The sequence below is a fragment of the Synergistaceae bacterium genome, assembly GCA_017443945.1.
Classification (GTDB): Bacteria; Synergistota; Synergistia; order Synergistales; family Aminobacteriaceae; genus JAFUXM01.
The window spans coordinates 35659-61645 of record JAFSXS010000068.1 but is presented as its reverse complement, the minus strand read 5'-3'; the positions used below and the strand labels follow the sequence as shown (position 1 = coordinate 61645).

General features: G+C 42.0%; 28 protein-coding genes. 8 read left to right on the top strand and 20 right to left on the bottom strand.

Annotated features, from left to right (window positions below):
* Positions 1-7: 7 nt before the first annotated feature.
* Complete coding sequence (locus tag IJT21_07505; GenBank protein ID MBQ7578092.1) at positions 8-1393, top strand: sensor histidine kinase; 1386 nt, start codon at positions 8-10, stop codon at positions 1391-1393.
* Here the strand turns inward: IJT21_07505 and IJT21_07500 are convergent.
* On the bottom strand, positions 1390-2169 hold the full coding sequence (locus tag IJT21_07500; GenBank protein MBQ7578091.1) for a hypothetical protein: 780 nt from the start codon (positions 2167-2169) through the stop codon (positions 1390-1392). The genes IJT21_07505 and IJT21_07500 overlap by 4 nt on opposite strands.
* A 66-nt stretch (positions 2170-2235) precedes the next feature.
* On the opposite strand from IJT21_07500, the gene IJT21_07495 reads away from it, so the two are divergent.
* The 6 genes from IJT21_07495 to IJT21_07470 all read left to right on the top strand — a co-directional run bounded on the left by IJT21_07495 (position 2236) and on the right by IJT21_07470 (position 7868).
* Complete coding sequence (locus IJT21_07495; protein ID MBQ7578090.1) at positions 2236-3225, top strand: TRAP transporter substrate-binding protein; 990 nt, start codon at positions 2236-2238, stop codon at positions 3223-3225.
* A gap of 68 nt (positions 3226-3293) precedes the next feature.
* Positions 3294-4121, top strand: coding sequence for an alpha/beta hydrolase (locus IJT21_07490; GenBank protein MBQ7578089.1), 828 nt, complete (start codon positions 3294-3296; stop codon positions 4119-4121).
* A 4-nt stretch (positions 4122-4125) separates the two neighbouring features.
* Positions 4126-4665 (top strand): TRAP transporter small permease, encoded by a 540-nt coding sequence (locus IJT21_07485; GenBank protein ID MBQ7578088.1) that lies wholly within the window; start codon positions 4126-4128, stop codon positions 4663-4665.
* Positions 4665-5948 carry a TRAP transporter large permease gene (locus IJT21_07480; protein MBQ7578087.1) on the top strand — a complete coding sequence of 428 codons (1284 nt, stop codon included), beginning with the start codon at positions 4665-4667 and terminating at the stop codon, positions 5946-5948. The genes IJT21_07485 and IJT21_07480 overlap by 1 nt, the downstream gene beginning before the upstream one ends.
* Before the next feature lie 133 nt (positions 5949-6081).
* Entirely contained in the window at positions 6082-7104 is a 1023-nt protein-coding gene (locus tag IJT21_07475; GenBank protein ID MBQ7578086.1) for an alcohol dehydrogenase catalytic domain-containing protein, read from the top strand.
* Between the two features lie 68 nt (positions 7105-7172).
* Complete coding sequence (locus IJT21_07470) at positions 7173-7868, top strand: hypothetical protein (protein ID MBQ7578085.1); 696 nt, start codon at positions 7173-7175, stop codon at positions 7866-7868.
* A 51-nt stretch (positions 7869-7919) separates the two neighbouring features.
* On the opposite strand, the gene IJT21_07465 is transcribed toward IJT21_07470, so the two are convergent.
* On the bottom strand, positions 7920-8591 hold the full coding sequence (locus IJT21_07465) for a flavodoxin family protein (GenBank protein ID MBQ7578084.1): 672 nt from the start codon (positions 8589-8591) through the stop codon (positions 7920-7922).
* A 289-nt stretch (positions 8592-8880) separates the two neighbouring features.
* On the opposite strand from IJT21_07465, the gene IJT21_07460 reads away from it, so the two are divergent.
* Positions 8881-9057, top strand: coding sequence for a methylated-DNA--[protein]-cysteine S-methyltransferase (locus IJT21_07460; protein ID MBQ7578083.1), 177 nt, complete (start codon positions 8881-8883; stop codon positions 9055-9057).
* Here the strand turns inward: IJT21_07460 and IJT21_07455 are convergent.
* The 18 genes from IJT21_07455 to IJT21_07370 all read right to left on the bottom strand — a co-directional run bounded on the left by IJT21_07455 (position 9054) and on the right by IJT21_07370 (position 25985).
* Positions 9054-9305 (bottom strand): DUF3343 domain-containing protein, encoded by a 252-nt coding sequence (locus IJT21_07455; protein ID MBQ7578082.1) that lies wholly within the window; start codon positions 9303-9305, stop codon positions 9054-9056. The genes IJT21_07460 and IJT21_07455 overlap by 4 nt on opposite strands.
* 3 nt (positions 9306-9308) lie before the next feature.
* Positions 9309-10586 carry a 2-hydroxyacyl-CoA dehydratase gene (locus tag IJT21_07450; GenBank protein MBQ7578081.1) on the bottom strand — a complete coding sequence of 426 codons (1278 nt, stop codon included), beginning with the start codon at positions 10584-10586 and terminating at the stop codon, positions 9309-9311.
* Between the two features lie 14 nt (positions 10587-10600).
* On the bottom strand, positions 10601-11356 hold the full coding sequence (locus IJT21_07445) for a hypothetical protein (protein MBQ7578080.1): 756 nt from the start codon (positions 11354-11356) through the stop codon (positions 10601-10603).
* A complete protein-coding gene (locus tag IJT21_07440) occupies positions 11353-12105 on the bottom strand; it encodes a CoA activase (protein MBQ7578079.1) in 753 nt (250 codons plus the stop codon). The genes IJT21_07445 and IJT21_07440 overlap by 4 nt, the downstream gene beginning before the upstream one ends.
* 1 nt (position 12106) lies before the next feature.
* Entirely contained in the window at positions 12107-12691 is a 585-nt protein-coding gene (gene yedF / locus IJT21_07435; protein ID MBQ7578078.1) for a sulfurtransferase-like selenium metabolism protein YedF, read from the bottom strand.
* Between the two features lie 216 nt (positions 12692-12907).
* Positions 12908-13411: a prepilin-type N-terminal cleavage/methylation domain-containing protein gene (locus tag IJT21_07430; GenBank protein ID MBQ7578077.1), complete on the bottom strand. Its 504-nt coding sequence runs from the start codon at positions 13409-13411 to the stop codon at positions 12908-12910.
* Positions 13412-13413: 2 nt separating this feature from the next.
* On the bottom strand, positions 13414-13827 hold the full coding sequence (gene gspG, locus IJT21_07425) for a type II secretion system major pseudopilin GspG (GenBank protein ID MBQ7578076.1): 414 nt from the start codon (positions 13825-13827) through the stop codon (positions 13414-13416).
* 51 nt (positions 13828-13878) lie between these two features.
* Entirely contained in the window at positions 13879-15033 is a 1155-nt protein-coding gene (locus IJT21_07420) for a type II secretion system F family protein (GenBank protein ID MBQ7578075.1), read from the bottom strand.
* A gap of 3 nt (positions 15034-15036) precedes the next feature.
* A complete protein-coding gene (locus IJT21_07415) occupies positions 15037-16542 on the bottom strand; it encodes a type II/IV secretion system protein (protein MBQ7578074.1) in 1506 nt (501 codons plus the stop codon).
* A gap of 4 nt (positions 16543-16546) precedes the next feature.
* Positions 16547-18646, bottom strand: coding sequence for a type II secretion system secretin GspD (gene gspD / locus IJT21_07410; GenBank protein MBQ7578073.1), 2100 nt, complete (start codon positions 18644-18646; stop codon positions 16547-16549).
* Between the two features lie 55 nt (positions 18647-18701).
* The gene (locus IJT21_07405; GenBank protein ID MBQ7578072.1) at positions 18702-19040 is read right to left on the bottom strand and encodes a prepilin-type N-terminal cleavage/methylation domain-containing protein; all 339 of its coding nucleotides are present in this window, start codon (positions 19038-19040) and stop codon (positions 18702-18704) included.
* Positions 19040-20026: a hypothetical protein gene (locus IJT21_07400; protein ID MBQ7578071.1), complete on the bottom strand. Its 987-nt coding sequence runs from the start codon at positions 20024-20026 to the stop codon at positions 19040-19042. The genes IJT21_07405 and IJT21_07400 overlap by 1 nt, the downstream gene beginning before the upstream one ends.
* Before the next feature lie 6 nt (positions 20027-20032).
* Positions 20033-20611 carry a hypothetical protein gene (locus tag IJT21_07395; GenBank protein MBQ7578070.1) on the bottom strand — a complete coding sequence of 193 codons (579 nt, stop codon included), beginning with the start codon at positions 20609-20611 and terminating at the stop codon, positions 20033-20035.
* A 3-nt stretch (positions 20612-20614) separates the two neighbouring features.
* Complete coding sequence (locus IJT21_07390; protein ID MBQ7578069.1) at positions 20615-21112, bottom strand: hypothetical protein; 498 nt, start codon at positions 21110-21112, stop codon at positions 20615-20617.
* A 5-nt stretch (positions 21113-21117) separates the two neighbouring features.
* Complete coding sequence (locus tag IJT21_07385) at positions 21118-22389, bottom strand: hypothetical protein (protein ID MBQ7578068.1); 1272 nt, start codon at positions 22387-22389, stop codon at positions 21118-21120.
* Positions 22386-23339 carry a general secretion pathway protein GspK gene (locus IJT21_07380; protein MBQ7578067.1) on the bottom strand — a complete coding sequence of 318 codons (954 nt, stop codon included), beginning with the start codon at positions 23337-23339 and terminating at the stop codon, positions 22386-22388. Before IJT21_07380 ends, IJT21_07385 begins: the two co-directional genes overlap by 4 nt.
* Positions 23290-23928, bottom strand: coding sequence for a type II secretion system protein (locus IJT21_07375; GenBank protein ID MBQ7578066.1), 639 nt, complete (start codon positions 23926-23928; stop codon positions 23290-23292). The genes IJT21_07380 and IJT21_07375 overlap by 50 nt, the downstream gene beginning before the upstream one ends.
* Positions 23928-25985 (bottom strand): O-antigen ligase family protein, encoded by a 2058-nt coding sequence (locus IJT21_07370; protein ID MBQ7578065.1) that lies wholly within the window; start codon positions 25983-25985, stop codon positions 23928-23930. The genes IJT21_07375 and IJT21_07370 overlap by 1 nt, the downstream gene beginning before the upstream one ends.
* Positions 25986-25987 lie beyond the last annotated feature (2 nt).

The following is a 25987-nucleotide window of genomic DNA, read 5'->3' as shown; positions in this document are numbered from 1 at the left end:
ATTTTTCATGTTTGAAGGTTTACGCAAAAAATTTTCGGGGTCAAAATCTCATTTATTAGCGTGGCTGTTGTGTGCGCTTGTAGTTCCGTCTGCTGCTGTTGTTTTCGTGGCAATAGGCGGAATGGTCAGCCAGGAACGCGCTATGGATGAGGCCGTAAGCTCCTACGTTCAAGATTTAGCGGAAAGTATGTCATATCATTTAGCTTCTGATTCTGAAGTATGGTCATATTCTGTATTGAGTGAATTTACAAGACTGCCGTTTTTCTCATGGGGGCCGTCAATTCCCGGGTGGGTTGCTTTAATAGGTCAGGACGGAAGAGTCATCGCTGCGTCTCCAGGAGCTATGAATATTTCTGCGATTTGGAGTCAGAGTCTCCCCGTCGGTCATGCAGTCAAAGTCGAGGACAAAGAAGGCGCGATTTACACTTTAGCAGTACAGCCCGTTAAACGCCGCGGAGGAGGTTATGTAATTGCTGCTGTCTCATGGACTCAATTATTAGGCGGTCTCGTAGGAGTTACAAGAATTTGGCCGGCTTTGATAGTGATTATTGCGTTGTCAATTTTTGTTGCGATTAGAATGTTATGGCGTTTTCTAGTTGTGCCGTTACAGTCTTTAGCTGCCGAAATTGAAAATATGACTCTCGGAAAAGATGTCCCCGAAGATTTACCCGATAAAGCCGTGCAGGAAATTGAAAGCGTTCATATTGCATTAGTGAGAGCAGCTCAGGCAGCAGTTGACCGCGATAAATTGCGAAATAATTACGTACGCGATATAGTAAAAGCTCAAGAACAGGAACGTTTAGACATGGCTAGAGAGATTCACGACGGCCCATTGCAGGACATTACGGCATTGTTGCAGCAATTACACATGGCACGCGATGAAGAAAATAATATCGAACGAGTCAAACGCACTGAAGTAATCGCAAAAACTGTAGTCCGCGAGTTAAGATCTCTATGTGATGAACTTGCTCCGCCTTGGGTTGATTTGGGATTTGTTGAGGCTTTGACGGAATTAGCTGACAGGTTAGCACAGGTCTATTATATCGGAGTCTTCACTGACTTTGACGAGGAAGCTAAAATCGAGGTTGACAGCGAGAAAACTTTATCATTACTGCGAATCGTTCAAGAGGCAGTCTCTAACGCGGTCAGGCACGGTGAAGCAAGCGAGGTGTTAATCAAGCTCAACAAGGACGATGACGAAAATTTGACTCTCGAAATTTCTGACAACGGGCGGGGCTTTGAGTCCAGCGGGATAAATCACGAAACTTTACGAGTCGAAGGCCATAGAGGACTTGCAAGCATGACCGAACGAATGAGTCTAATAGGCGGGACACTGCAAATTTCATCTAAACCTGGTGAAGGCACAAGAATAACAGCGAGATTTAAGGCTTAATCTAACACGTTTTCTATCAAATATTTTGTTAACATGCTGCTGTTATAAGACGCAAATTTTTGATATTTGTCGGATTTGTCCTCGTCGGCGTAGTCGCATATGCCCTTAATGATAATTGCTTTAGGTCTTGGATGTGATGAATATTCAGCAGAGTAAAACACTCCGTAAGATTCCATGTCAAGGCCTATTGTCGAAGGGAATTGCGGATAAATTTGTTTATTCAATACTTCACTGTTTGCGATTACATAACTTCCGCACGCCATTGCGCCTATGTTAATTCTAAATTCTGTGTTGTCTGCAAGGGAAATTATTTTTTCTTTTACGGCTTTATCGAGATATAGTGCTCTCGGTCGAGGTTCAAAGCCTACATTGCCGTATCTTATAGCAGCTTTTTCGGGGGAGGTAAATTTTCCGGCTGAAGCGTCCCATACGACATCAGGAATTATTATATCGCCGTAAATTTGTTCGATTTCACGTCCGACACCTGCAGCTATACCGCACATGATTAAATATTTAGGCCTGAAATTGTAAATAACTTTGGAAGATAGCAGAGCCGCCGCTGTCATGCCCATAAGATTTTGACTCGCCGTGATGATTTTACGAGATTTATCACCGCTTTCAAATGATGTAATAAAATATTCCTGTTCATCGCTCGGAAGAGTCATTTTTTCCCAGTTGTCATATAATTTCATCACATAAGTTTTCTCGATTGTTACTGCTGTCAATATGGCAGCGAAAGATTTATATTTCATGGAATTAATTATATTGCTTTTCACGCGATTTATCACGTATAATTTAAGCACCATAAAATTTAATTCAATATTTCAGGAGGTTTTGTATTCATGAAGAAACTTTCAGCTCTGGTACTTGCTATGCTGCTTGTATCATGTGCGGCGGCATTTGCTGCAAATCACACAATCACAGTAACTCACATTGTTGACGAAAATCACTCGTGGCACAAGGCAAGCGAATTTTTCAAGCAGGAAGTCGAAAAACGTTCGGGCGGTAAAATCGAGGTCAAAATTTACCCTAACAGCCAATTAGGAAACGAAATCGACACGATTCAATCAGCTTTAACAGGCGGCGGCGTTGATGTCGTAATAACCGGCGAGTCAATGATGACTTATGTTCCCGAACTTGGAATCTTAGGCGTTCCCTACTTGATGACGAGTGATGCACACGTTGAAGCAGTTGCAGGCGGTGAAATCGGCAAAGAAATCGAAAATTTAATGTTGATGGACGGTGCCGGATTCAGATGTCTTGCTTATTTCGTCAGAGGCCCGCGCGATGTTACAGCTAATAAAGCGATTCGCACTCCTGATGATATTAAAGGCTTGATTATAAGGACTCCTGCGTCAACTATAACTGTTTCTACGTTCGAGTCTTTCGGAGCCAAGCCCACCCCGATGGCATTCTCTGAAGTCTTCACAAGTTTGCAGAGCGGAACGATTCAAGGCCAAGAGAACCCCTTAGCTATGATCAAATCAGGAAATTTCTATGAAGTCCAGAAATTTTTATGCAAGACTGAGCACTTAAGAACGTGGCTTTATTTCGCAATGAGTGAGCAAAGTTTTCAGGCTTTACCCGCTGACTTGCAGAAAATCGTTCTTGAGGTCGGCAAAGAAATGCAGGCGTACGAGCATGAATTATTCTTGAAGGATGAATCCGAGCTTGAAGGCTTCTTACAGTCTAAGGGCATGACAATTATTAACGATGTCGACCAGGCAGCATTTGCAAAATTAGCAGACTCAGCTATGCAAAAATTAATGGAAGGCGAATATAAATATTTAAAGCCTCTCTACGACAAAATCAAAGCAGCTGAACCCAAATAAAACGTAAATCTTTTCGCCGGTGTGAAGTTTTGCGCCGGCAATTTTTTATTTGCTAGGAGAAAATTTTTATGCCGTTTCTTGCATCATCTGACTACACAAAAATTTATTATGAAGACTACGGACAGGGCGAGACAATTTTATTTGCTCACGGTCTAGGCTCGAATCACATGGAGCTAAAAAATTTTATCAACGAGTTCAAATCAGATTACCGCTGTATCTGCTATGACCAGCGCGGGCACGGTGCTTCAGACAAATCATTATTTCACATGAACGTAAAGAGACTTGGCCAAGACATGAACGACTTAATTAATTATCTCGATCTCAAGAATATAACTGTAATCGGTCATTCAATGGGTGCAGCGTCAATTTTCAGTTATGTAAATCAATTCGGCTGTAACAGGCTCAAGCAAATTATTTCTGTTGATATGACACCTTATATGCGTAATACAGTCTGGGAGGGCGGGCTTGTTTGCGGCAGACAGACAGATGAAGATTTCTTGTGCGACCTCGACAGAATATTTGACGATTACGGCGCAGGAATTTGGCACATCGCAAAATTAATGAATCCTTCATTGGCCAGCGTCCCGGCAGAATTTGAGTCATCAATGGCCGTAACAGCCCGACAAGGCCAAGACCCTTTAACATTTGCGAGTCTATGGTATTCACTTTTCAGGACTGACCAGCGTCCTGCAATGCAAAAAATTTCTGTCCCGTTCCTGTACATAATGCCCGAAAAAGGTTTATATTCAATGAAGACGGCAGATTTTATACGCGAAAATGTCAAAGGCGGATTTACCCTCGCGAAAGATTTTCCCGGCACGACTCATTTAATATTGATGGAGAGGCCGAGAGAGTGTGCAGAGTGTATCAAAAATTTCATGAGTAAAGGAGCGTAAACACTTGAAGATTCTCACAAAAATTTATTACTGGCTGATTTCTTTATTAGCTGTAATAGGAATGCTCGGTTATATAGCTGCTGTAGTTATTCAAGTTTTCAGCAGGACATTTTTACCTGTTGTGCCTTCATGGACGGAGGAAGCGGCGAGATATTTATTTATTTATTCAGTTGCGGTAGGTGCGGCGGCGGTCTCACTCAAGGACGAATACGCGCGAGTTGATATTTTTACGTCGAAATTTGCGCCCGGTTTCAAGAAATGTTATGAGATTCTAGTGTGCTTGATATTAATCGTGTTTGATGTCTATCTTGCATATTATTCGGTGCCGAAATTCGTTTTTCTGCGCTTCAGGATGGTATCAACGGCAATGCAGCTCCCTATGCAGTGGATAAATTTTTCTGTGCTGTTATTTGTTGTGCTGCAGGCTGTATCGTATGCGGTAAAAATTATTTTGCTCTTGTTCGGGACAGACACAAAAGAATTACTTGCGAGCCCTGAAGAGGAATCAATCGGAAATTATGACGTTGAGGAGGTCGTTAAATAATGAGTGTTGCTGTATTATTCTTGAGTTTTCTTGTATTCTTGTTTGTCGGCTTCCCTGTCGCTTACTGTCTGGGGATATCGAGTTTGTTATATTTTTTGCTTGAAAATATGCCGCTTGTAACGTTTGCGCAGAGATTTTTTTCTGGGCTGGACTCGTTTACGCTTTTATGTATACCGGGATTTATGCTTGCGGGAAATTTAATGAACACCGGCGGAATAACGTATCAAATAGTAAGATTTTGCGATAAAGTTATAGGCCACATTCGGGGAGGTCTAGGACTTGCGAATATAGGAGCGTCAATGATTTTTGCGGGAGTTTCCGGAACTGCGGCGGCTGATGCTGCTTCACTGGGCGGGATTCTTATTCCTGCGATGGTCAAAGACGGTTATGACGCTGATTATTCAGTAGCTGTTACGGCTGCGAGTTCATGTATAGGGCCGATAATTCCGCCGAGTGTGCCGATGATTATGGCGGGAACGTTAACGGGTATAAGCGTCTCAAAAATGTTTGTTGCCGGAGTAATTCCCGGGATCTTAATGGGATTAGGCATGATGTTAGTAGCTTATGTAATCTCAGTCAAACGCAATTATCCCAAGAACGAGAGGCGCGCGACTTTCAGAGAAATAATTTCATCAGGGCGAGAGGCTTTCTGGGCGCTGTTAATGATGGTGATAATTCTTGCAGGGATCTTAACGGGAATAGTAACGCCGACGGAAGCGAGTATTATAGCAGTGCTTTATGCGTTATTTGTAGGATTCTTTATTTATCGTGAATTGAGCATTAAATCAGCTCTTATAGTTATTCGCGACTCAATGGTCGGAGCAGCTGGGATAATGGTACTTGTAGGATTTGCGAACGTTTTTGCATACGTCCTCACGAAAGAACAGATTCCTACGATGATTGCAAATTGGATTCTCTCGATTACTCAGAATAAATTTGTTATCTTGCTGATAATAAATATTTTCCTGTTATTTGTGGGGTGCTTTATGGAGACGATAGCGGCATTGACGATTTTATTTCCTGTTTTGCTTCCTGTTGTAACGTCAATAGGAGTAAGCCCGATTCAGTTCGGTGTTATGTGTGTATTGAATCTAGTTATAGGCTTGACGACTCCTCCTGTAGGTGTGTGTTTATTTATTACGACATCAATCGGTAAAATTTCAATTGCTCAGGGAACGAAAGCGATAATCCCGTTTTTAATCTGCAATTTTGCTGTATTGCTGCTAGTTACATATTTCCCGCCGGTTACGTTGTGGCTAGTAGGGCTGTTATATGGGATTTAGCGAAAAATTTTTTATTTCCTGTAGTCGGGGGCACCCCTGAAAACCCGTTCCCCCGAACCCCCTCCCCGCCCGTAATTCGTGCGATAATAAAGTGTATTGGATGTAAAAATTTATAAGAGGTGAAAAATTTATTATGAAAGCTGTACAAATAGTGAAGCCTAATGAGTTAAGAATTATCGACATGCCCAAACCCGAAATTAACGAGCATGATAATGTGTTAGTCAAGATAAAAGCGTCTGGGATCTGCGGTTCTGACGTAGGAATCTATCACGGAACTAATGCAGCTGCCACTTATCCCAGAGTCATTGGTCATGAAATAGTCGGTGAGATCGTAGAAGTTGCCCCGAACGTTAAAACGCGCAAAGTAGGCGAAAGAGTCATAATCGATCAAGTAACAGCCTGCGGGCATTGTTACGCGTGCAGGAAGTCGCGCCCTAACGTGTGTCAAAATTTACAGGTCAGAGGCGTTCACATTGACGGAGGTTACCGCGAGTTTATGGCCGTTCCTGAAGGAGATTGCTATTTACTGCCTGATTTCCTCGAATACAAAGACGCAGTAATGATCGAGCCTACTACAATTGCAGTGCAGTGCTGCTCGCGTGCCCAGTTAGAGAGCGAAGACGACGTATTAATTATCGGTGCGGGTGCGTTAGGAAGCAGCTTATTACGAATCGTGAAATTGTTTAATCCTCACAGTATCATAATGGCGGACATTGACGAGGCACGACTCGACGAGGCTTTATCGAACGGAGCGACCGCAAAAATTAATTCCCGCAATGAAGATTTAGTCAAGCGCGCAAAAGAATTAACCGGCGGTTATGGCCCGACAGTTACTATTGATGCTGCGTGCGTGAAAGGCAGTCTATTAAGTGCGTGCCAGGCTGCTGGAAATGCTACACGAGTTATTACAATGGGATTCAGTATTGCACCCGATGAAATAAATCAATTTGTGATAACGTCTAAGGAACTTGATATACGAGGCTCACGTTTACAGAATCGCAAATTTGCAGAAGTAATAAAGCTCGTGAATGAACATAAAGTAAATCTCAACGGGGCAGTCTCTCACACGTTCCCATTTATGGAAGCGCAGAAGGCATTTGATTTTGTTGACAGCAGAGACCCATCAATCAGAAAAATTGCGTTGATGTTCGACTAAAAAATTTTATTTCCTCTGGTCGTAAATGGCCGGAGGGATTTATTTTATAGTTGGGAGTGAAATTATTTATGAGAAAATTTTTCTTGGCCGTTATCTGTTTGTTGTTGAGTGTTGAAAACTGTTTTGCGTTTTATGAGGCAGGAAGCGAAAAAATAGATGTATTCAACGATAAAATTAATATTCTCGTCAAAGAAATACATATTTTCGCCGACAAGATAGCAGCACACAATAAGCCCATTTTTGAGTCAAGATTAACGCGCAAAGAACGCGAATACGTAGACGAAGATAATATAGAAGTCTCTAATGTTATCTGGAATAGAGTTTACGCAAAGGATTTCACATTAGTATTTGCAGCTGCCTTGAGAGATAAAAAATTTCGCGCATTCTTCATGAAGACAACGGATCCAAAATTTGTATTTCACGGAATCCACGTCGGAGCAAGCGTAAGAGTCCTAGAAAAATTTTTCGGAGATTCCATAAATAACATAGGACACAAAATCGGCGATACAATAATTATATTTGGGCCTTACTACGGCGGAAGCAGCTGGCTTGACCCTACTATAAATATCAGGTGCAAAAACGGTGTCATAACAGAAATTAATTATGACGCAGGCGGAGAATTTGACGATAGCAGGGGCGGTTGTCTCTCGATGAAGGCTGTAAACTTTGCAGAATCACAAGCGCGCAAAATGGGAATGTCAAGCCTAAATAAATTATTGCCAATATTTTATGATGGTCAGAGCATAGCTAATTATCGTCCATAAACAAATAAATGCGGAAGTCCCTGCAAAAATGTATAACTTCCGCAAAAATTTTTACTTGCCTTCTTTTGCCTTCTCGACTAAACGTTTACCGAGTTCATATGCTTTGTTTAAATCTTCGGGGAAAATAGTTTTGTTGCGTTCGACTCTCTGATCCCCATTAAACATGTTGCACTCATAGCGCGAGTAGTCATTAAATTGCAGAGTCTCATACACGCAAAGACTTTCACAATAACCGAGTACGCGTTTAAAAGCTGCGTCATTCGTCTCAAGCAATGCCGGATAACCGATTTTAGCTGCAATTGACTCAGAGGCATTCATCGTGTAAATATTTGCTGTATAAATTTTCTTGTCAACGTTCTTAATTAATTGCCCGTTCGAGTCAGTGCTGTACGTCATAACAGGAAAAATTAATCTCTCCATAAATGAGCGCATCATACCAGTTACAAAGCTAAAATAAATCGGGCTGCCCATTACGATAATATCAGAGTCAAACGCCTTCTCAAGCACCGGCCTTAATTCGTCGCGATAAACGCAGATTCCGTCAAAATTTTTGTTCTTGAGCTTGCACGCAAAACACGATACACAACCTTTGTATTTATAGTCATAAAGGTGTATTAATTCCGTCTCTGCTCCTGATTCTGAAGCTCCCTTCATTGCGCTTTCCAAACGTTTGAAAGTGTTCCAATTTTTGCGCGGTGATCCATTCACAAATAATGCTTTCACGTTTTATAGTCTCCCTCAAAAAATTTGATTGATTATGGATAAGTTATTATATATTATTTCGCGTTCAAAAGGGTGATTTTTTCGCAAAAAGTAGTCTCATGTAGAGTAGGCGCACGATGTCAGCACACATTTTACAGTCCGAACCAAAATTCATGTGCAAATAAATTCTGTAAAATTTGAAGTGTGAATTATAATATCAGAGTGAAAATTATTTCGCGATAACGTTACTGGAGGGAGCAGAAATGATTTATACCGGCGATTATGACTCACCGCTTGGGAAAATTAGACGATAGCTGCAAAACTCAACACTTCACCGCGTGCAGTCGGACGGGCACTCTCGCAAAATCATATTTTAATAGTTATTCCATGTCATAGAGTCATAGGCGCAAATAATAATTTAACCGGTTACAACGCAGGAGTCGAGCGCAAAAAAAAGCTCCTCGCCATTGAGGAGCAAATAATCTAACAAAATTTCATACGGTTTGGATCTCCTGACTCGCCGTCAAAAAATTTGAGAATCTTAACGCCCGTTGAGTCAATCAATCCTGTAATTTTTCCCTTGTCTGACTCGTCATAATAAAGCACGCTCACACCACAGCACTTGTCAGCTTCTCTAGGAGTCGGCGCAAAAGTGCATTTAATCCCGTCAGCCTTCATTGAGTCATAAAGTTTTTGAGCGTTTGTTACGTCAGGAAATAAAATATAATGCAGCAATTTCTAATTTCCTAACATCTCAAGAAATGCCCCGATTCGAGTCTTTAACTGCTCTGCGTCCTGATCCGTGTAATCTGTCTCAATGCCTAAAACGGGGATCCCTGCATTCTTTAATTCGCGCTCAACAAAGAATCCTTCAGTGTCATAAATGTTGCAGAACTTGAGATTTAAATCTATGACTCCATCGGCCTTGTATTCTTTCACTAAGCGTTTAATGTCGTCAATGCGCTCGAAATTAGGCGTGAAGCAGGCACAGTGAATCGCTCCCATATAGCGTTCGGTTAAATTCTTTATCATTTCGTCAATAGTTGCGCCGGACTCATCAACGCACTTCTCGTAATATCTGACTCCAGTGCATAACTCCTCACAGACAACAGTACCGCCGAGAGACTCAATAATATGATGAATCTTCCAATTTGGAATCGATAAGGGCGTACCGGTGATTAAAATTCTTTTCGCGCCTTTGGGGAAGACTGAAACGTGATTCTTCGCGCGTTCGTCGAGTTCATCACACAACTTATTAATCATGCCTGTTATTCTTGCGGGGTCGTCGTAAAATGCTATCTGCGTGATTAATAAAACGTCCTTCCCGCTGATGGGAATATCGTCAAGTTTTCTGAAGTTCGCGAGCCGTTGCAGTGCTTTGCGTTTTTTGTTGAGTAAAATAATTGCCTCGCGTAATTTTGCCGGAGTTACTTTATTTCCCGTGAGCTCCTCACATTTTGCAAGATAGCCTTTAATCTCGTCTGCCCAGTGTTCGTAATCTTTCGGACGTTTCATTTGCGGGATGTCCATAATATACATGGGTGCGTCTTCTGCAAGAATCTCCCACGCCTTTTTTTTGCCGTCGCATGTGTTCTCGCCGATAAATAAATCTGCAAGCCTGAAAAATGGGCACGTTCTGTCAAATCTTGCGCCGAGACTCGCTTTAATCAACGGACATGTTGCAGCAGGTAATTTTTTCTCGCCGCCTGGAACCCAGAATTGCGAACCTGAACACAAACCCGTAGCAATCGCACCCGCAGCAATTGGAATCTCATCAGGAACATGGATACAAAATGTGCCGACAACTTTTCCGCCGTTTTTCTTGTGTTCGACGAGTTCAGCCGGTCTGATTCCGTGAATTTCCGCGACTACCATATTAAAATAGTCCATGCCTTCGGGTCTGTTCTGCTGCGATAAGAAAACATCACCGAACGCGCCCGGTAAAGCCTCACAAAGCAAATCATGAGTCTTTACATCCATTCCTAAATCCTGCCACATTTGATGATAATCAGCCATTCATAAAACCTCCCTCAAAGTTTATAGCTAATTTCTTCGCCCTGATAGAACGGGCAATTTTTGAACACGTAATTATATTTGCATTTACCCGCGCAGAAGTCTTCAAATATTCTGTATTGAGTGCCTGAAAAAATTTTGTTGATCTGCCTGTAAATCCCTGCACCGCTTTGAACGTAGACGGGGAAAAATTTTATTTGCTCGTCATGAAAGGTTATAGACTCTGAAATTTCCTGCAAGACCCTTAACTGCTCGCCAAACTCAAGAAAATTTATGTAGTACTCGATTATATAAACTTGTAAGCCGCTTAAGTCCGAGTAAAATTTTATTTTGTGAAGTAAATCTTTAATTTTGCGCATTAAATTTTTCGCGTCAGTTAATTTTCTGACTCCGTAGACTTCATTTATTTTCGCTATTAAATTATTTTCTTGGCCAGACTCGTAAATAAATATATTTTTCTCCAGCCTGCTTAATTCACGGGTAAATATTTCGCAAAAGTTTTCCAGCACAATTAATTTGCTGCTGTGAATCAACGGGCATTTGTCAGTCTTAGCATATGTAATAGTAGCATTAACGTAATCGCATAAATTTTTTTCGCGTGAGAACTGTAAAATCTCAGAGTCTATCCCATAAACCGGAATCGCATACAAACCGCGTGAATAAAAAATTTCAACGGGAATATTCGCGCCGATATAGCCTATTACATCATCACGCATAATAGCTTTAACATAGGCCTCACGACGCAAATTTTCGAGATCGTCAAAAATTTTCATCCCAGCAAAGCCGCCCCGACAGCACCTGCAAATCTCGCTTCAGGACATGTTTTAACGTCAGCATTAAGGACTTCAGAAAGTTTTTTCACGAGCAAACCGGCCTCACAAAATCCGCCCGTCAAGAAATAATTTCCTGAATTTACTTTACGTCCGGCCAAGACCGCAACTTTTGAAGCAACTGACCCGATAGCACCGCACGCAATATCTTCACGCGGAGTCCCTAAGCCCATAAGACTCACGATTTCTGACTCAGCAAATACAGTGCACATTGACGAAATTTTTACTTCATGACCTTTTTCAGCGAGCGCAAAAAATTCATCAAGAGTCAATCCCATGCGGTTAGACATTACTTCGAGAAATTTTCCCGTACCTGCTGAACACTTGTCATTCATGATAAAATCAAGCACTCGGCCATTCGAGAGCAGAATAATTTTTGTATCCTGCCCGCCGATGTCTATAACTGTTAAATTATCGCCTGCAAGAAACGCAGCCCCTTTCGCATGACAAGTAATTTCTGTCAAAGTCTTATCAGCATAAGGAACAGAAACACGCCCGTAACCTGTTGCAATGATTCGAGTCTCTGCACGTGAAAAATTTTGCGATTCAAGCCACGTTAAAAGCTCGTTAGCAGTCTCTTTGCTGTTCCAACCTGATGGCATTAATTTTTTCGCGAGAATATTTTTTTTGCCGTCATCGAGTACAACTGCTTTTGCTGCCGTTGAGCCTATATCTATACCAGCATAGAACATTTTAGAATATCAGCGTGTTATCTGCTCCCGTTATCATTTCCATAATTTCAAACATGTTAGAGATAGTGCCGACCGCTACTTTTTCAGTGATATTGAAATGAGTCGTACATGTTCCGCAGACTAAAATTTTTGTGCCGGCCTTCTCGAGATCCTTAATGTATTCGCAGGCTGATGACTCAGGAAGAACTAATTTTACGCCCTCGTTCATGAAAGCCATTACAGCAGGTTTGCGTGATAATTTCGAGATACAGCCGAGAAAAGCCTTCATTAAGACCTCGCCTAATTCTTTATCATTGCCGCCTAAAACGTCATGAGCTACAAGAATCGCTAATAATTCATCACGTTTTGCGGGTGCGTTGACTTCGCCTGATGAAACTTTCTTTGCTGATAATTTTCTTTCGTTGCTTGAGTCAGAACGCGTTAATTTGACCTCATAGCCTTTATTGTTAAGCAGTCTTGTTACATTAGATACGGCTATATCATTGTCAACTAATATTTCAAGTTCTGCTGCGCCCTTTTCGATTTCGGCCTTAGTCATGATTACTGGTTCGGGACATAATTTGCCCATTGCGTTAACTTTTGTCATAGCGGTAAATAAGAGATTTTGCCGTGCTTATAGTGGGAGTGCGTAATTAAATTATTGCGTTGCGCAAAAAAATGCATTCCCGTGCATGAGATAAATTTTTCTCACGTAAAACGCGGCATAATGACTCTTTTGCGCTCCCTTCTGTAAAAATTAAAAATTTGTGATAGTGAAATTCTAGCATGAAATATTAATTTGCAATATAACGCGAAATAGTATTTATTGCTGTGTTTGAATCTTTGTGCAGTATCCCGTAACAGTTAATATATAATTTTCTGCGTTACGTTCTGAAGTCTGTCTCTCTGCGTAAGAAATTTTTGCGGGCGTGCATGATCCGTCAGTGTAGAAATAAATTACTTCCGGCGAAAATTGCCAGCCTTCTCCCGTCGGAATATTTCTTAAATCAACCTTGCGCCACTCTAAGACTTGTTTTGTTTCTGATGTTCCGAGAAATGAGCTTAGGCCGTCTTCGGGGATTTCGCGTTTCATGAGGGCTTCTACTTCGATTGTGCCGCGTTCTGAACTTGCATTTTTCTTGACTCTGAATCTTACTGATGTACCCGATAAAGCCATGTCGCAGGCCTCTTCAAATGCACGCTGCAATGACGCTGACGGAGGCTCGAAGAAAAACGATATTCGCGGAGCCATTAACCCCGCGAGTGAACCTATAATCAGCAGGACAATCATTATTTCAATCAGAGTGAAGCCCGATTTACGCAAAATTTTTAGTCCTCGTTAGTAATATCAGCGTTTACGCCTTCTCCGCCTTCTTCACCGTCTGGGCCGTAGCTTGTTATAGTGATTCTGCCGTTCTGATTGCGATAAACGAAAGGATTTCCCCATGAGTCTTCAGGAACTTTTTTGAGATAACCGCCGTCTTGATAGTGCTTAGGTACGGGGGAAGTTGTCGGAGCTGTTACAAGTGCTTCAAGTCCCTGCTGTGTTGACGGGTAAAAACCGTTATGCATTCTGTACATTTCTAATGCGTCCTCGATACTTTTAATTTGCGTGCGTGTTGCTGTGCGTTGTGCTTCTGCTACCTGAGGGCCGATTCTGGGAACGACAAGAGCCGCTAATAAGCCTAGAATAACAACGACGACCATAATTTCAATAAGGGTAAAGCCTGAACGTCTGCGCATTAAATAATTTTTCTTTGCTTTCATGATATAACCTCCTAAAAATTTTATAATTTATCTAACAATACCGGCCAAATCAAATACCGGCGTTAAGATTGCCAAGACTATAAACCCGACAGAGACTCCCAGCGACAAAACCATTATCGGCTCCATCAAAGTCGAAAGTTTTTCCATGCGGGACTGTGCTACTTCACGGCAATTATTTGATACGTTTGTCAATGCCTCTGCTAATTCACCGCCCATTTCACCGACTCTGACAACTGCAACTGTTTCTTCAGGCATTCCGATTTTCTCAAGCGCTTTATCGAATCTATGACCGGCCTTCACCATTTCGGCAGCGTCGAGCCAGCGTTTAGAGTCAGAGTCCATTGATGAGGCCATTCTCAAAGCCTGCACTAATGGAATACCGGATTTTAACAGCGTGCTTATATGCGACATTACAAGAGCGAGGCTTAACTGCCCCCTGATTCCCTTCATGAACGGCATATTAAATTTTCGTCCGGTTCTGTTCATCCATAATAATAATATCCCGAACGCTAAAAGAATCCAGAGTCCGTAATTTGCGAGAAAGTCAGACATGCCAATTAATATTCTTGTCGGAAGGGGTAAAGTCTGGTGCATGTCCTCGAACAGTTCAGAAATTTTCGGCACTACATATGTAAGCATGAACGCAACGACTCCGACACCTACAACAGCCATTACTATTGGATAAGTCATTGCACCGCGAATTTTGCGCCGTAAATCGTCTTCTAGCTTGAACTCGTCAGCAGCTTCCGTCAAGACAGAAATTAGAGTTCCGCTCTGCTCGCCTGACTCAGCAACACGCCAAAGACTCTCACGAAATGCGCCGCTCTCTGATAAAGCAGTATGAAATTTCCGCCCGCCTTCAACTTCAGCAAGAATCTTCTCTATGACGGGTTTCATGATTTTGTCTCGTGCCTGCTTTGACATTATGCGCAATGAGTCAGCAAGCGGGAGACCTGATTTAAGATATGACGCTAGACTCCTGCAAAAAAATATATGTTGTTCTAACGGTAATAATTTAATCTTGACTTTACCGCCCTTTTTCTCTTCTGTTAGCTTGACATCAACGACAACAATTCCGCGTTCTGTTAATTTATCTACTGCTTGAATCGATGAACCTGCTTCAATTGTACCCTTTGTGTTTTTGCCTTTAGCGTCATAACCTGAATAACTGAAATAAGGCATGATTTAATCTTCTCCCGCGACTCTTGCTAACTCGTCCGGCGATGTTAAACCTGACTGAACGGCAGAGAGTCCAATTTCCCATAAAGTTTTAAAGCCGCTTTCACGTGCAATTTCTCGCAATTTCGACGCAGGAGCACCGGCAACAAATGCTTCTTGTATGGCTTCATTAATGACGAACTGCTCATATAAACCGACTCGGCCTCGATAGCCTGTGTTGTGGCATTCAGAACATCCGACCGGTTCAAATGCTCGTGTTAATCCCTGCTTGGCCATCATTGCGGGCGGGGTTATTTCTCTTCTGCAATGGGGGCATAATCGGCGGGCTAATCTCTGTGCTACTGTTCCAATCATACAGCTTGCGGCCAAATAGGGCTCTATTCCCATATCAACGAGTCTAATAATTGCGCTGATTGAGTCATTTGTGTGCAGAGTCGATAATACTAAGTGTCCGGTTAATGAAGCCTGTACACCGATGTGAGCCGTCTCAAAGTCTCGCATTTCTCCTATCATTACAATATCGGGATCTTGACGCAGAATCGAACGCAAAGCAGCAGCAAAAGTTACTCCGGCTTTCTCGTTGACTTGAATTTGTGCGACACCGGGCAACGCATACTCGACGGGATCCTCAACTGTAATAATATTTACTTCAGGGCGTGCAAGAGCCTGCAATATCGCATAAAGACTCGTAGATTTTCCTGAGCCGGTCGGACCAGTAAATAAAATCATTCCGTGAGGTCTATGAATCAATTCATCCATGATAGTGCGCTCGCGTTCTTCCATGCCGAGATCTTCAAGAGTCATTAAGCCGTGCCCTTTGTCTAATAAACGCATTGCGATTCTTTCGCCATATTGAGTAGGGACGAGTCCGACTCTTACGTCAACTGCTCTATCACCGACAGTGATTCCGATTCTGCCGTCTTGAGGTGCCATGTGTTCGGCTATATCCATGCGGGACATAACTTTTATTCTACTTGTTAAGGGAGCTTGATTTGAACGCGGGAGTCTGAGTCTATCCTGCAAAACGCCGTCAATTCTGAATCTGATTAATACTTCGTCCTCGTAGGGTTCAACGTGAATATCTGTTGCTCTTTGCCTCAATGCATCAACGAACAAGCCATTAACGAGCCTTATAACAGGAACATCAACGGAATCGCTTAATACGTCCTCGCGCGTTAAGTCGTCTATATCGTCAATGCCCTCAATATTTTTTGCGGCCTCATCAGCTGCGACACTGCGTAAATCATATAAAGTGTGTAATAAATCGCCGATTTCTTTCTCGTCGCGAATCTCTAAATCTATCGGGTATCCTAATGCAGTGCCTAAAATTTGAGCTTTTGGCCATGAGTCAAAGTTTACAGCACCTACAATTAATACACCGTCTTGTATTCTTAACGGGACGATTCTAGCCTGCCTCAAAATGTCGAGTCCCATTCCATCAGGCAAGAGACTCGATACTTCTTTAGCGTCGGGGAGGGGCGGCAATGCGTTAGTTACTTCACTGTCGGGCATTAAATTATTTCCTCCTGAGGCTGCGCTGATACAAATCTCTAAATCTCGCGTCAATATCAGCTTCTACGGGGCTGGCTCCGATAGTTGTTAATTCCGGTCTTGCGTTGTCGGGCATTAAAGTATTTACGTCAAAGCTCATATCAGGCGACACAAAACCTCTTGCGAAACCTGCTGCTCTCATTGTTGCGTGTCTCATTTCTTCTGGCGACTCGATAATTTGAGGAGTCAAGAATATAACGAAATCAACTTTTTCCTTTTCCTTTGACAACTTCTGAAATAAACCGCCTATCAACGGAATATAAGACAAGCCCGGAACTTTACGACGCATGGATCTTTCTGTTTCCTTAATCATTCCGCCTAAAATAATTGTCTCGCCGTCAGCAACTACAACAGATGTTACAACTTCGCGCTTTGATGTTGTCGGTGTCGTAACTCCTGACGCTGACATAACGTCTTCTGTAGTCTGCTTGATGTCCATTGCGACAAGATTTCCGCTTCTTATGTGAGGAGTAACAGTAAGAGTCAAGCCCGTATCCTTATAATCATAATTATTCTGTATAGAGTTTGGATTCGTCAAATCAGACGTTGAACCCTTCATGACTGGGATAACATTTCCGACTTTGAACGTGCTTTCTTTGTTGTCAGTGCACATTAAACGCGGGACGGACAAAACATTAACAGCGTCATAACGTTTCAATAATTCAATCGTGGCATACATTAAAGCCATCGGGTTATAATTTGTAACTGTATATGTAGATCCGTTTCGTTCGAGTAATTCCTCACGCTTTGACAAATCATTGAACCATGTCATAAATTGTGAAGGGACGGAACCTTCTCCGAGCGACATATTACCGCCTAATAATAAATCGTCCCACATCTGGCCGCCTACAATTGACCAGTCTATACCGTTTCTATCAAGATTTGTAACGTTGATTTCTGCAATAAAGCCCCGCAGTAAAATTTGTCTCGGCTGAACGTCAATAGCGTCAAGAATCGGCACAAGTGCGTCATATTGTCTCTGAGTCGCCGCAAAAATTAAACTGTTTGTAGCAACATCAGGAACAACAGCAGCAGTAAATTTCGCCGAGTCAGCTCCTAACATTGTATTTGTCGAAGCTAAAACCTTCCCGACCTGTTCAGCCGCGGCGGTTGCGTCGATATTCTTCAATTTATAAATGTGAAAGTCGCCGATTTGCGGGTTAACGTCTAAATCTTTTATGATTCTTGCTGCTTTATCGATTGCGCTTGAACTTCCTACAACTATAACTTTTTTGCTGGGAACGTCGGCGATCGCGTTTAATCCCTGTAACGGCCCATTTGACTGCGCGACGGCGTTTAACTGTGCTGCGATTGTTGCTGCGTCCCCGTCTTTAATCTCAAATGTACGGCTGAGTCTTGCGCTTTGAGGAGTATCCATTTTGCGTATCAGCTCTACACCTTTATGAACATCAACCGCGCGTCCCTGCAATAAAATATCTCGTCCGTTACCTACTGCAAGAGCTACAAGAGTCGATCCGAAAGCCTGTTGAATCGCCGGTAATAAACTTTCAATCGTTACATAATCAATCGGCACTATATAAGTTACTGTCTGTTCGCCTGGTTCGGGGCCTGCTCTACCGCGAAAAACATCAGGAGAGGGACTATTACCGCCCTGACGAACTATTGAATAACTGCCCATGTTCTGTAACGAGAAATTATACATTTGCAGAGTCGAAAGCATTATTTCGCGCGCTTCAGTTATAGTAACAGGATGAGGCGAAATTATAGTAATCTTTGAATTTATATTCGGAGGCACAATTATATTTTCCTGCAAGACTTCTGACATAAAGCGCATGAATCTAACTAGGTCAAAATCTTTGAAGTTAAATTGCACGAGTCCTGCTCTTCTCATTGCTGCAGCAGAATCCATTAATGCTTGTTCCTGCTCTGGAGTCATTGCGTCCCCTTGTCCTGATTGCGGCTGTGCGGCTGGTGCTGGTGCTGATGGTGCCGGAGCCGGATTCGTTCTCCTGTTGACGCTCCTTGTAGCTGACTCGGCATTTACTCCCGATAAATCAACTATTAACGCTATAAATAATAATATAAGCAAAAATTTTTTTCTCAAAATTTACAACATCCCCCGTCCCTTATTCAATACATGATAATACTACAAAATTAATTCATTCGGCAACATATATAATAGTCGAACGGCCTGACTCTATAGTAACAGTAACGCGTTTATATTTTAATTCGTAATCGTCAATCGGTATAGAAATATTATCACTGCGCCATGATATTTTTGTCTCGTCGTCTGTTCCGTTATCGGGCATATCGCTATCAATTTTGAATCTGAGCCAAATTTTTTCTGCTGCTGAAATTAATTCGCGCTCCGTCTGAAGTTCACCAAGCAATTTATATGACATCGCAATTAATCTAAATCCGCCGGAAATAACGAGTCCAGCAATCGCAACAGAGACAAGCACCTCCATTAATGTAAAACCGCGCTTAAATTTTCTCATTATTTTACGACATAACGCAAGGCCGTCGACTCGCCTTTACGTGTTACTTCAACGTCAAATCTTTCACTGTTCATCAGCGAATTAATAGAATTTGCTATATCTCCCATGTTTGTAAACGGGATCCCATTAACAGACCTGATAATATCACCCTTTTGAACGCCCAGACGCTTTAAGATACTTTCATTCTGAATCCATTGCACTTCGAGTCCTCCTGCGCTTTCATTGGGACGGATTCTAATGCGCTTCAACTCGTCAAAAGGATTCTGCACGAGCTGACTCACTAATTCGCTTGAAATTTGTCCGTCCTGTTTTTTTCCGGGATCTGCTGCGATTATATTTCCGGTCGGTGCGGGAGTATTGCTCGGCTTGGGTGCTGGTTTGGGTGCGGGCTTTGCTGCTGTTTTGACAGGTCCGTAAACCATGCGCTTTGTTATGCGTCTTTTGCCTTGAGTAAAAATTGCTTCACGATAATTGACGCTCGTTAATTTCCAGCGTTCTAACTCTCTGCCGACTAAGACTAATTCTAATTTGCCGTCTTTCTCGAACCATGCGCTAATGCCCGGAAAAGTCCCCCTTAAGATTACATTATCTAACGTGCTTGGAGGTTCGGGCGGCTTGACTTCTTGAGAGACAACCGGTGCAGAATCATTTGACACTATTTTTTGCGGAGAAATGTGAAAAGGGTTAGACGCAAGAAAATCTGTGAATCCCCTATTTTGCCCCGATGATTTATCAGAGTCCGTATAATTTCCCTCTACTGCACTATCAACAACGCCGGAATTTCCCGCGAGAAAATCAAGACCATAACCGAGTCCCACACCTGCAAGACGGCCGGCAGCAAGTCCCATTAAAAGCGGCAAAATAATTAGCCAAGTCTGATAAATTTTTCCTCCTGACTGCTTATTATTGTTATCCTTGTCAGATTTTATTTTTTTTCTGCGTGAGGATTGCAGAGCGTCTCTTAATCTACTTAATCTATCTAACATTTTTTGTTACTGCCTCCTTAAATACCAGCGTTCGCCCTCTTGCACTAACGGTAAAAAGTTTTTGACGAGATTCAAATTATCTGCAAACTCTTTCGGGAAATTCAATTGTGCGTCGGCCCGTCCGATTCTGGCTCGTGCAGGGTCAATCGTTAAATATCCGTTAATCGCAAAATCTCCGTTAGTCCGCAACTGTTCAAGCAAAATTTCACGTCTTCCAGCTGTCAATAAAAATCTGCCGTCCCCGAAATTAAAATTTTGTCCGAGTCTCATGTTAGCAGCCTTAAAATTTATATCAGCTACAGCACCAAGACTCAGAATGCTTGCTAAAATTCTCGGCCTTATCGTTATTGAACTGAACGAAAGATTTACAACGCCGTTAAGAGTCAAATTACTTACTGTGAAGCCGTCAGACTCGCCGGAAACGTCAGACCAGTTTACACGCATTCCCCGCGAATTTAACTGCGAATGAGCTAACGACATCACAAAATTTCCGACTTCACGATATGGCAGAAATACCCATAAAGCGTAAACAAATCCCGCAAGCAGTAATAAAATTTTTATGACATTTATTAGTGAACGTTTCATGATTTAATTCATCGGTCCTATTATAGCTGAAATTGTAAATAATCTCTCCTGCCCCGCCGGAAGTGCGCGAAGTTCAAGAGCTATGATTCTTACTCCACGTGCTGCAAGAAGGCTTTGCAATTCCGTAAATTCTTCTGCGTAGAGTCTATTAATTTCTACTGATTGATTGCGGCCATCGGGTGTGATTCGATTGACTCTGCTGCCCAGCTCCATACGTTCAGAGACCTGCGCAAAAACTGTCGGGACATCAACATTTGCAGGTGCATTATTTGCGTTCTTGGGTGCAATTGCTTTGTACTCGTCAGCAAGAGATAAAAGCGTTCTCAATCTTGACTGCTGCGCGCGTAAATTAACTTGACTCTGTGATGACCAGCTGTTAATAATCAAGACCCCCAGCCAGACAGCAAGAGTCAATATAATTACTGCGACAAATTTTATACTTCCGGCAGCTTCACCGCGTGCAATACTCTTTATGTTATTAATTAACTGTTCGAGATTCAATTTTTCTACCACCTTACGCGCATATCAAATCTATAGCCTATACCCGACACAAACTGCGTGTTATCGACTTGTGAGAGTTTCGCATAATTTTCCCAAGCCTTTCTGAACGTCAATACAGTGCTCATGTCAGGAGCAACTCCGGTGCAGTCAATGCCATCTGAATTATAACGAATTATATCAAGTGTTATATCCATGCTGTTATTCTTGAAAATTTCGCCTAAATCAGCAAGCACGTCATTAATCGGATGTCCAACGGGGCCGGTATTAGTGAGAGAGTCAATTTTATCACGCGCAAGGACTACAGGGTTTGCGATTCTTCCTGTGTGCTGAGGGTCAAAAGTTTGACGATAAATTTTTTCGCCGCGAGTCCTTATTTCCTGTATTTGTGATTGAAGCTGATTCCAACGCAAGAGACTCGCCGATATCGCAATGACTCCCAGAATAAATAACCACCCGGCAGCACGAGTCAAAAATTTTATATTGCGCTCTAAATCAATAGCTCCCTCAAGTGCTGAACGTGATAAATTTATATTGTTAATCCATGGGCAAATTTTGAGACTTTCATTTATCATGTCGCGAAATTCTTTATTAGACTCCTCGTCGTCCTCGTCATTATCGCCGGCAACATTCACGACAAAATTTCCGCCCCGCTCGATTTCACGTGATTTGCAGTAATTATCGTACCAAGCTAACTCTTTTGACTCTGAGTCTTCGCCTTCAGCTTTACGCCAGCGATATAAAACCGGTTTATTATTCTGCCATAAAAGCGAGCAGATATTTTCTTCGTCAATCCACATTGTTACGCCCGTCCCGTTATAGTCTTTCAAGCGCGAGATAAACGGCAAGGGAGCAGGCCAAATTTTATTTACCGACTTTGACTCATATGAGAAACTAGGCAAATTTAATTCTTCCGGCGACACATACCAGACAACGCCATTAACTGAACGCCCGGACTTATTAATTATCACCGGAAATAACTCAAGCTCACCTGCTGCGGAATATGGCATAACTTGAAGTCTTAAGGCCTCGCGAATCTTTGTATTTCCTGAAAACGGGAACGCAAAATCTTCAAGTGAAAGCGATTTCATAGGGACTAACGTAATAAAATTTTTTCTTACGTCTAAACTTGATGCAATTATTCTTATGGCCTTGCGGTTTTCTTCGAGTTCTTCGCCTTTGTCCTCGTCAAATGCTTTTTCGTGTACGTCGATTATTCTGCGAAATTCTGTATTGCTGAAATTATCGCCGGTCTTCCTGCTAAATAAATCTATCTTCATGACTCCTCCCATTTAACTATTTGCTTTGTTGTTCTGTCTAATATTATATTAAATGCTTTACCGCCGTTGCCAGAATCGTCAAGACATTCAATTTTGAGCAGAAAATAACGGCTCTTGAACCCGATTAGATTCATTAATTTATTCGTAGTCTTGGCCGAAGCTCCAGCAACTTTTTGAAGGTCAGATAAATTTTTGAACGGTTCATCAACTCTAATGCGTGCGATTCTTGCTGCTGTGTCTCCTACATCGAAGCCGGGCATTAATTCCATTACTTCAACGGGGGCAACGTTTATATTAATTTTTCCGTCGCTGTAGATTGTGCAGTAATCGACAAAACCTTTTTTACCTTCAGCACCAAATAAAATTTCAATGGGAATATCACGGCTCATTAATAATAACTCTGACACATCATAAGGCGGGCGGTTAATAAATTCGTCGCGTTCTGCACTTCCGACTCTGGGCTTATTATTTCTGTCAATGAAATCAAGCAAGTACTCTGATAATTCACTTTTTCCGAGCTTTCGCCATAATTCCTGCCATACTTCTGAAATTTCGCGCCTTAAAGTATTTCCGTCGGGCAAAAATAGATTTCTCAACGGGATTTTGTCATCTAACGGCGTAATTTGTACGACCCAGATTCCAAGTTCACCCAGAGGCAAAATAAAAGGCTTGTACCACCTTTGATCGGCGGGACTGTCATAATTTGTCTGTGCTGCAACTTGAGTCAATGCACTTAATACGGCATTTGATAAAACATTTGCCATTGTTCTGCTTGCGATTGCGTTACGTTCTTGGCCTATGCTCCTTACCTGAGCTCGTACAAACCAGCTGAAGGCCGTTGCACATGAGATTAATAATACTCCCAGCATTAAGACGCTTACGAGGACAAAGCCCGATTTTTTACGGGAAAACGATAACGCTTTCGAGTTCGTCAAAATTATTTGCTTCATTATTATTTACTCCCTGCTGAGAATCTAATTTTCTGCGGGAAATTTTTATGTATAAACCCTTTGGAAGAGGGCCCGCAAAATCTTTCTTGTTGTCATCTTTGCGCGCGTTAGTAGGGACTTCAACATTAAATGCAGTAACATATGGTAAAACTAGCTGTCCATTTTCGCCGGTTAAGTCATCAACTTTCACAGCGTTAGGAGCTTTACCGGGAATTACCCATCTGTAAAGACCGGGAATTATATTATTATGCGCGATTCCGCCTTCTTCGAGCTTATAAACGAGAGTCCCCGCCGGCATTCCTTGAATAACAGGAGCAGTGCTCATAATCATTAAAGTATCGTCATCTCTATTTCCCATTGATTCATGATCTATTATAGTTATCACGTTTGCTGCTAATCTCATGGCAGAATTTAAATCACGCGCTATAAAATTCATAGTCCTTTGCAACGCTGAAATGTCGGCGTATTCTTCTTGAGTCTCTACAACCCTTCTCACTGTAAAAACTACGGGAGCCAGCGCAAGACTCGCTAACAATCCCGTAAGCATCACAGCAACTAATATTTCTATGAGTGTAAAACCTTTTTTCATTATTTCCCCGGTTCCGGGCCGTTCGCTAAAACAAGCGCGTCAAATTCCTGGCCTTCTGGAGTCTTGTGCCTTTGTCTCACTAAATGATAAGTCCCCGGCTTGAAGTAGCTGACAATTTCTATTAATGCACCCTGAACTTGATATTTCTGCGCAAAATTTAACAGTCTTGAAATGTCTTCCGAGTGCGGCTCCCTGTTGAAATGCCCCCATAAAGTATTAAAGCCTTTCGCGAGTAAATCTCTGTCGTTTGTCTGCTCGCCTAATTGTATATAGTGATAACCGATATTTCTCTGCGCTTCCTCGTAAACTATCGGATGTTTTGCGGCCTCCTCAAGTAAAGCTATTTGAACGCTAGGATTCTGAGTCGATAAGGCCTGACGCAAGACATAATTTCCGTAGATTCCGTCAGAGATATATAATATTCCGGCAATCGATGAGACAATGCAAACGAGTCCGATTAGATTCATGAAACTTTTTGACTTGAAGGCAGTAAATTTAAATTTCTCGCTGATAAATTCACGATTCGACAATGCAAATGCTAGCGTAATCCATACCATATTTTCGATTCTGTGAAACGGCCGAGTAAATATCGCACAAAAAGTTATCAGAGACGTTAAACCAAGTGCCCAGACAGCATTTATATTTATTTCCTGACGCTTAATCAATCCCATTAACGCCGGAATAAACCACGTCAAATACATGACAATTAATATAATTCCGCCGATCCATCCGCCCTCGCAGAACCACTGCAAAAACTCATTATGCGCCCAATGTGTATATTGCCACGTGTACCAATCTGATGTAACAGTCTTGAATCCTTCGCGCTGTGCCTCTAGATAATGCCATTTATATTGTCCTGTGCCGACTCCTTTCGGGTGTTCCATTAACATAGCATATGAAGTCATCCAAATTCCGCGGCGATTTCCGATATTTTCTGCGTGTTCGATTATATCAGCTGTTTTCTCGACGAGTCCACCTGCACGGCTTGAACTTGTTGAGACCCAGAAGACAGCAGCTAAGACAATCAATACAGCTCCGAATCTAATTACATAATTGCGGTTAAATTTCCATGCAGCAATAATCAACATCACAAGAGAACCGCTCACAAGTGCAAGAAAACCGGATCTGCTCGTTGAATTAAGCAGGCCCCATAAATTTATCGCAGCCAAGAATAATATAAATACGCTGTAATAGACCCGTTTATCATTGCCGAGAACAAATGCAAGCACAAAAGCTCCCAGCAAAAATATTACGGCCAAGACCGCAAATAAAATATTCTCGTTGAGTACCGCAAATTTCATGCTGATAACGCCTAATGCAAGACTTACAGCAGGCAAATAAATTTTTTTCCCGTGTTCGCTTGAGTCATTTCTCCATGCGTCATAGACAAATAAATAAATCGCTCCTAGCACACCTACAGCCGCCCATAAACCAAACATATTTTGCTGTGCTGTGTTTCCGATATAATTTCCTGGAGTCGGCAAAATTATCGAGCTAAACTGCTTTAACGACTCAAAAATTGTCCCGTTAAGAAACGAGAAATCATTTAAATTTCTAATCTGAAGCTCGGCATATAAAACGTTAATAGCGGCGTTGAGATTCCCTAATATCAAGACATAACGCAATGCATTATCAGGAAATGAAGCGACACTTATTACGTAAAATGCCCACACAGCTACAAAGCAAACCATTTCGAGAACATAACCAGTCGGCGAAAATAATTTTACCCATAAAGTTTGTAAGACTGCATAAGCAAGCAACAACGCCCACACAAGCGCAAACAAATCTATCTTGAATCTAATTTTGTCCCGTCCGTAAATTAAGAGTCTCACGCCCGCAACTAATACAGCTATTGCAATCGGAACGCCCGTAACTGTCCATTTTATAACGTGCAAAGTATCAGCAAATTTTACGCCCGAATATACGAGATTCGGCAGTGCTAGCGAAATAAACCATAACGGCAGCAAGACCCACGCAGGCACTAACGGAACTTGAATATATTTATCTGGAATCTTCTTTACTTTATCGAGTGAAAGCAATTTATCTTTTTTCTTCATGA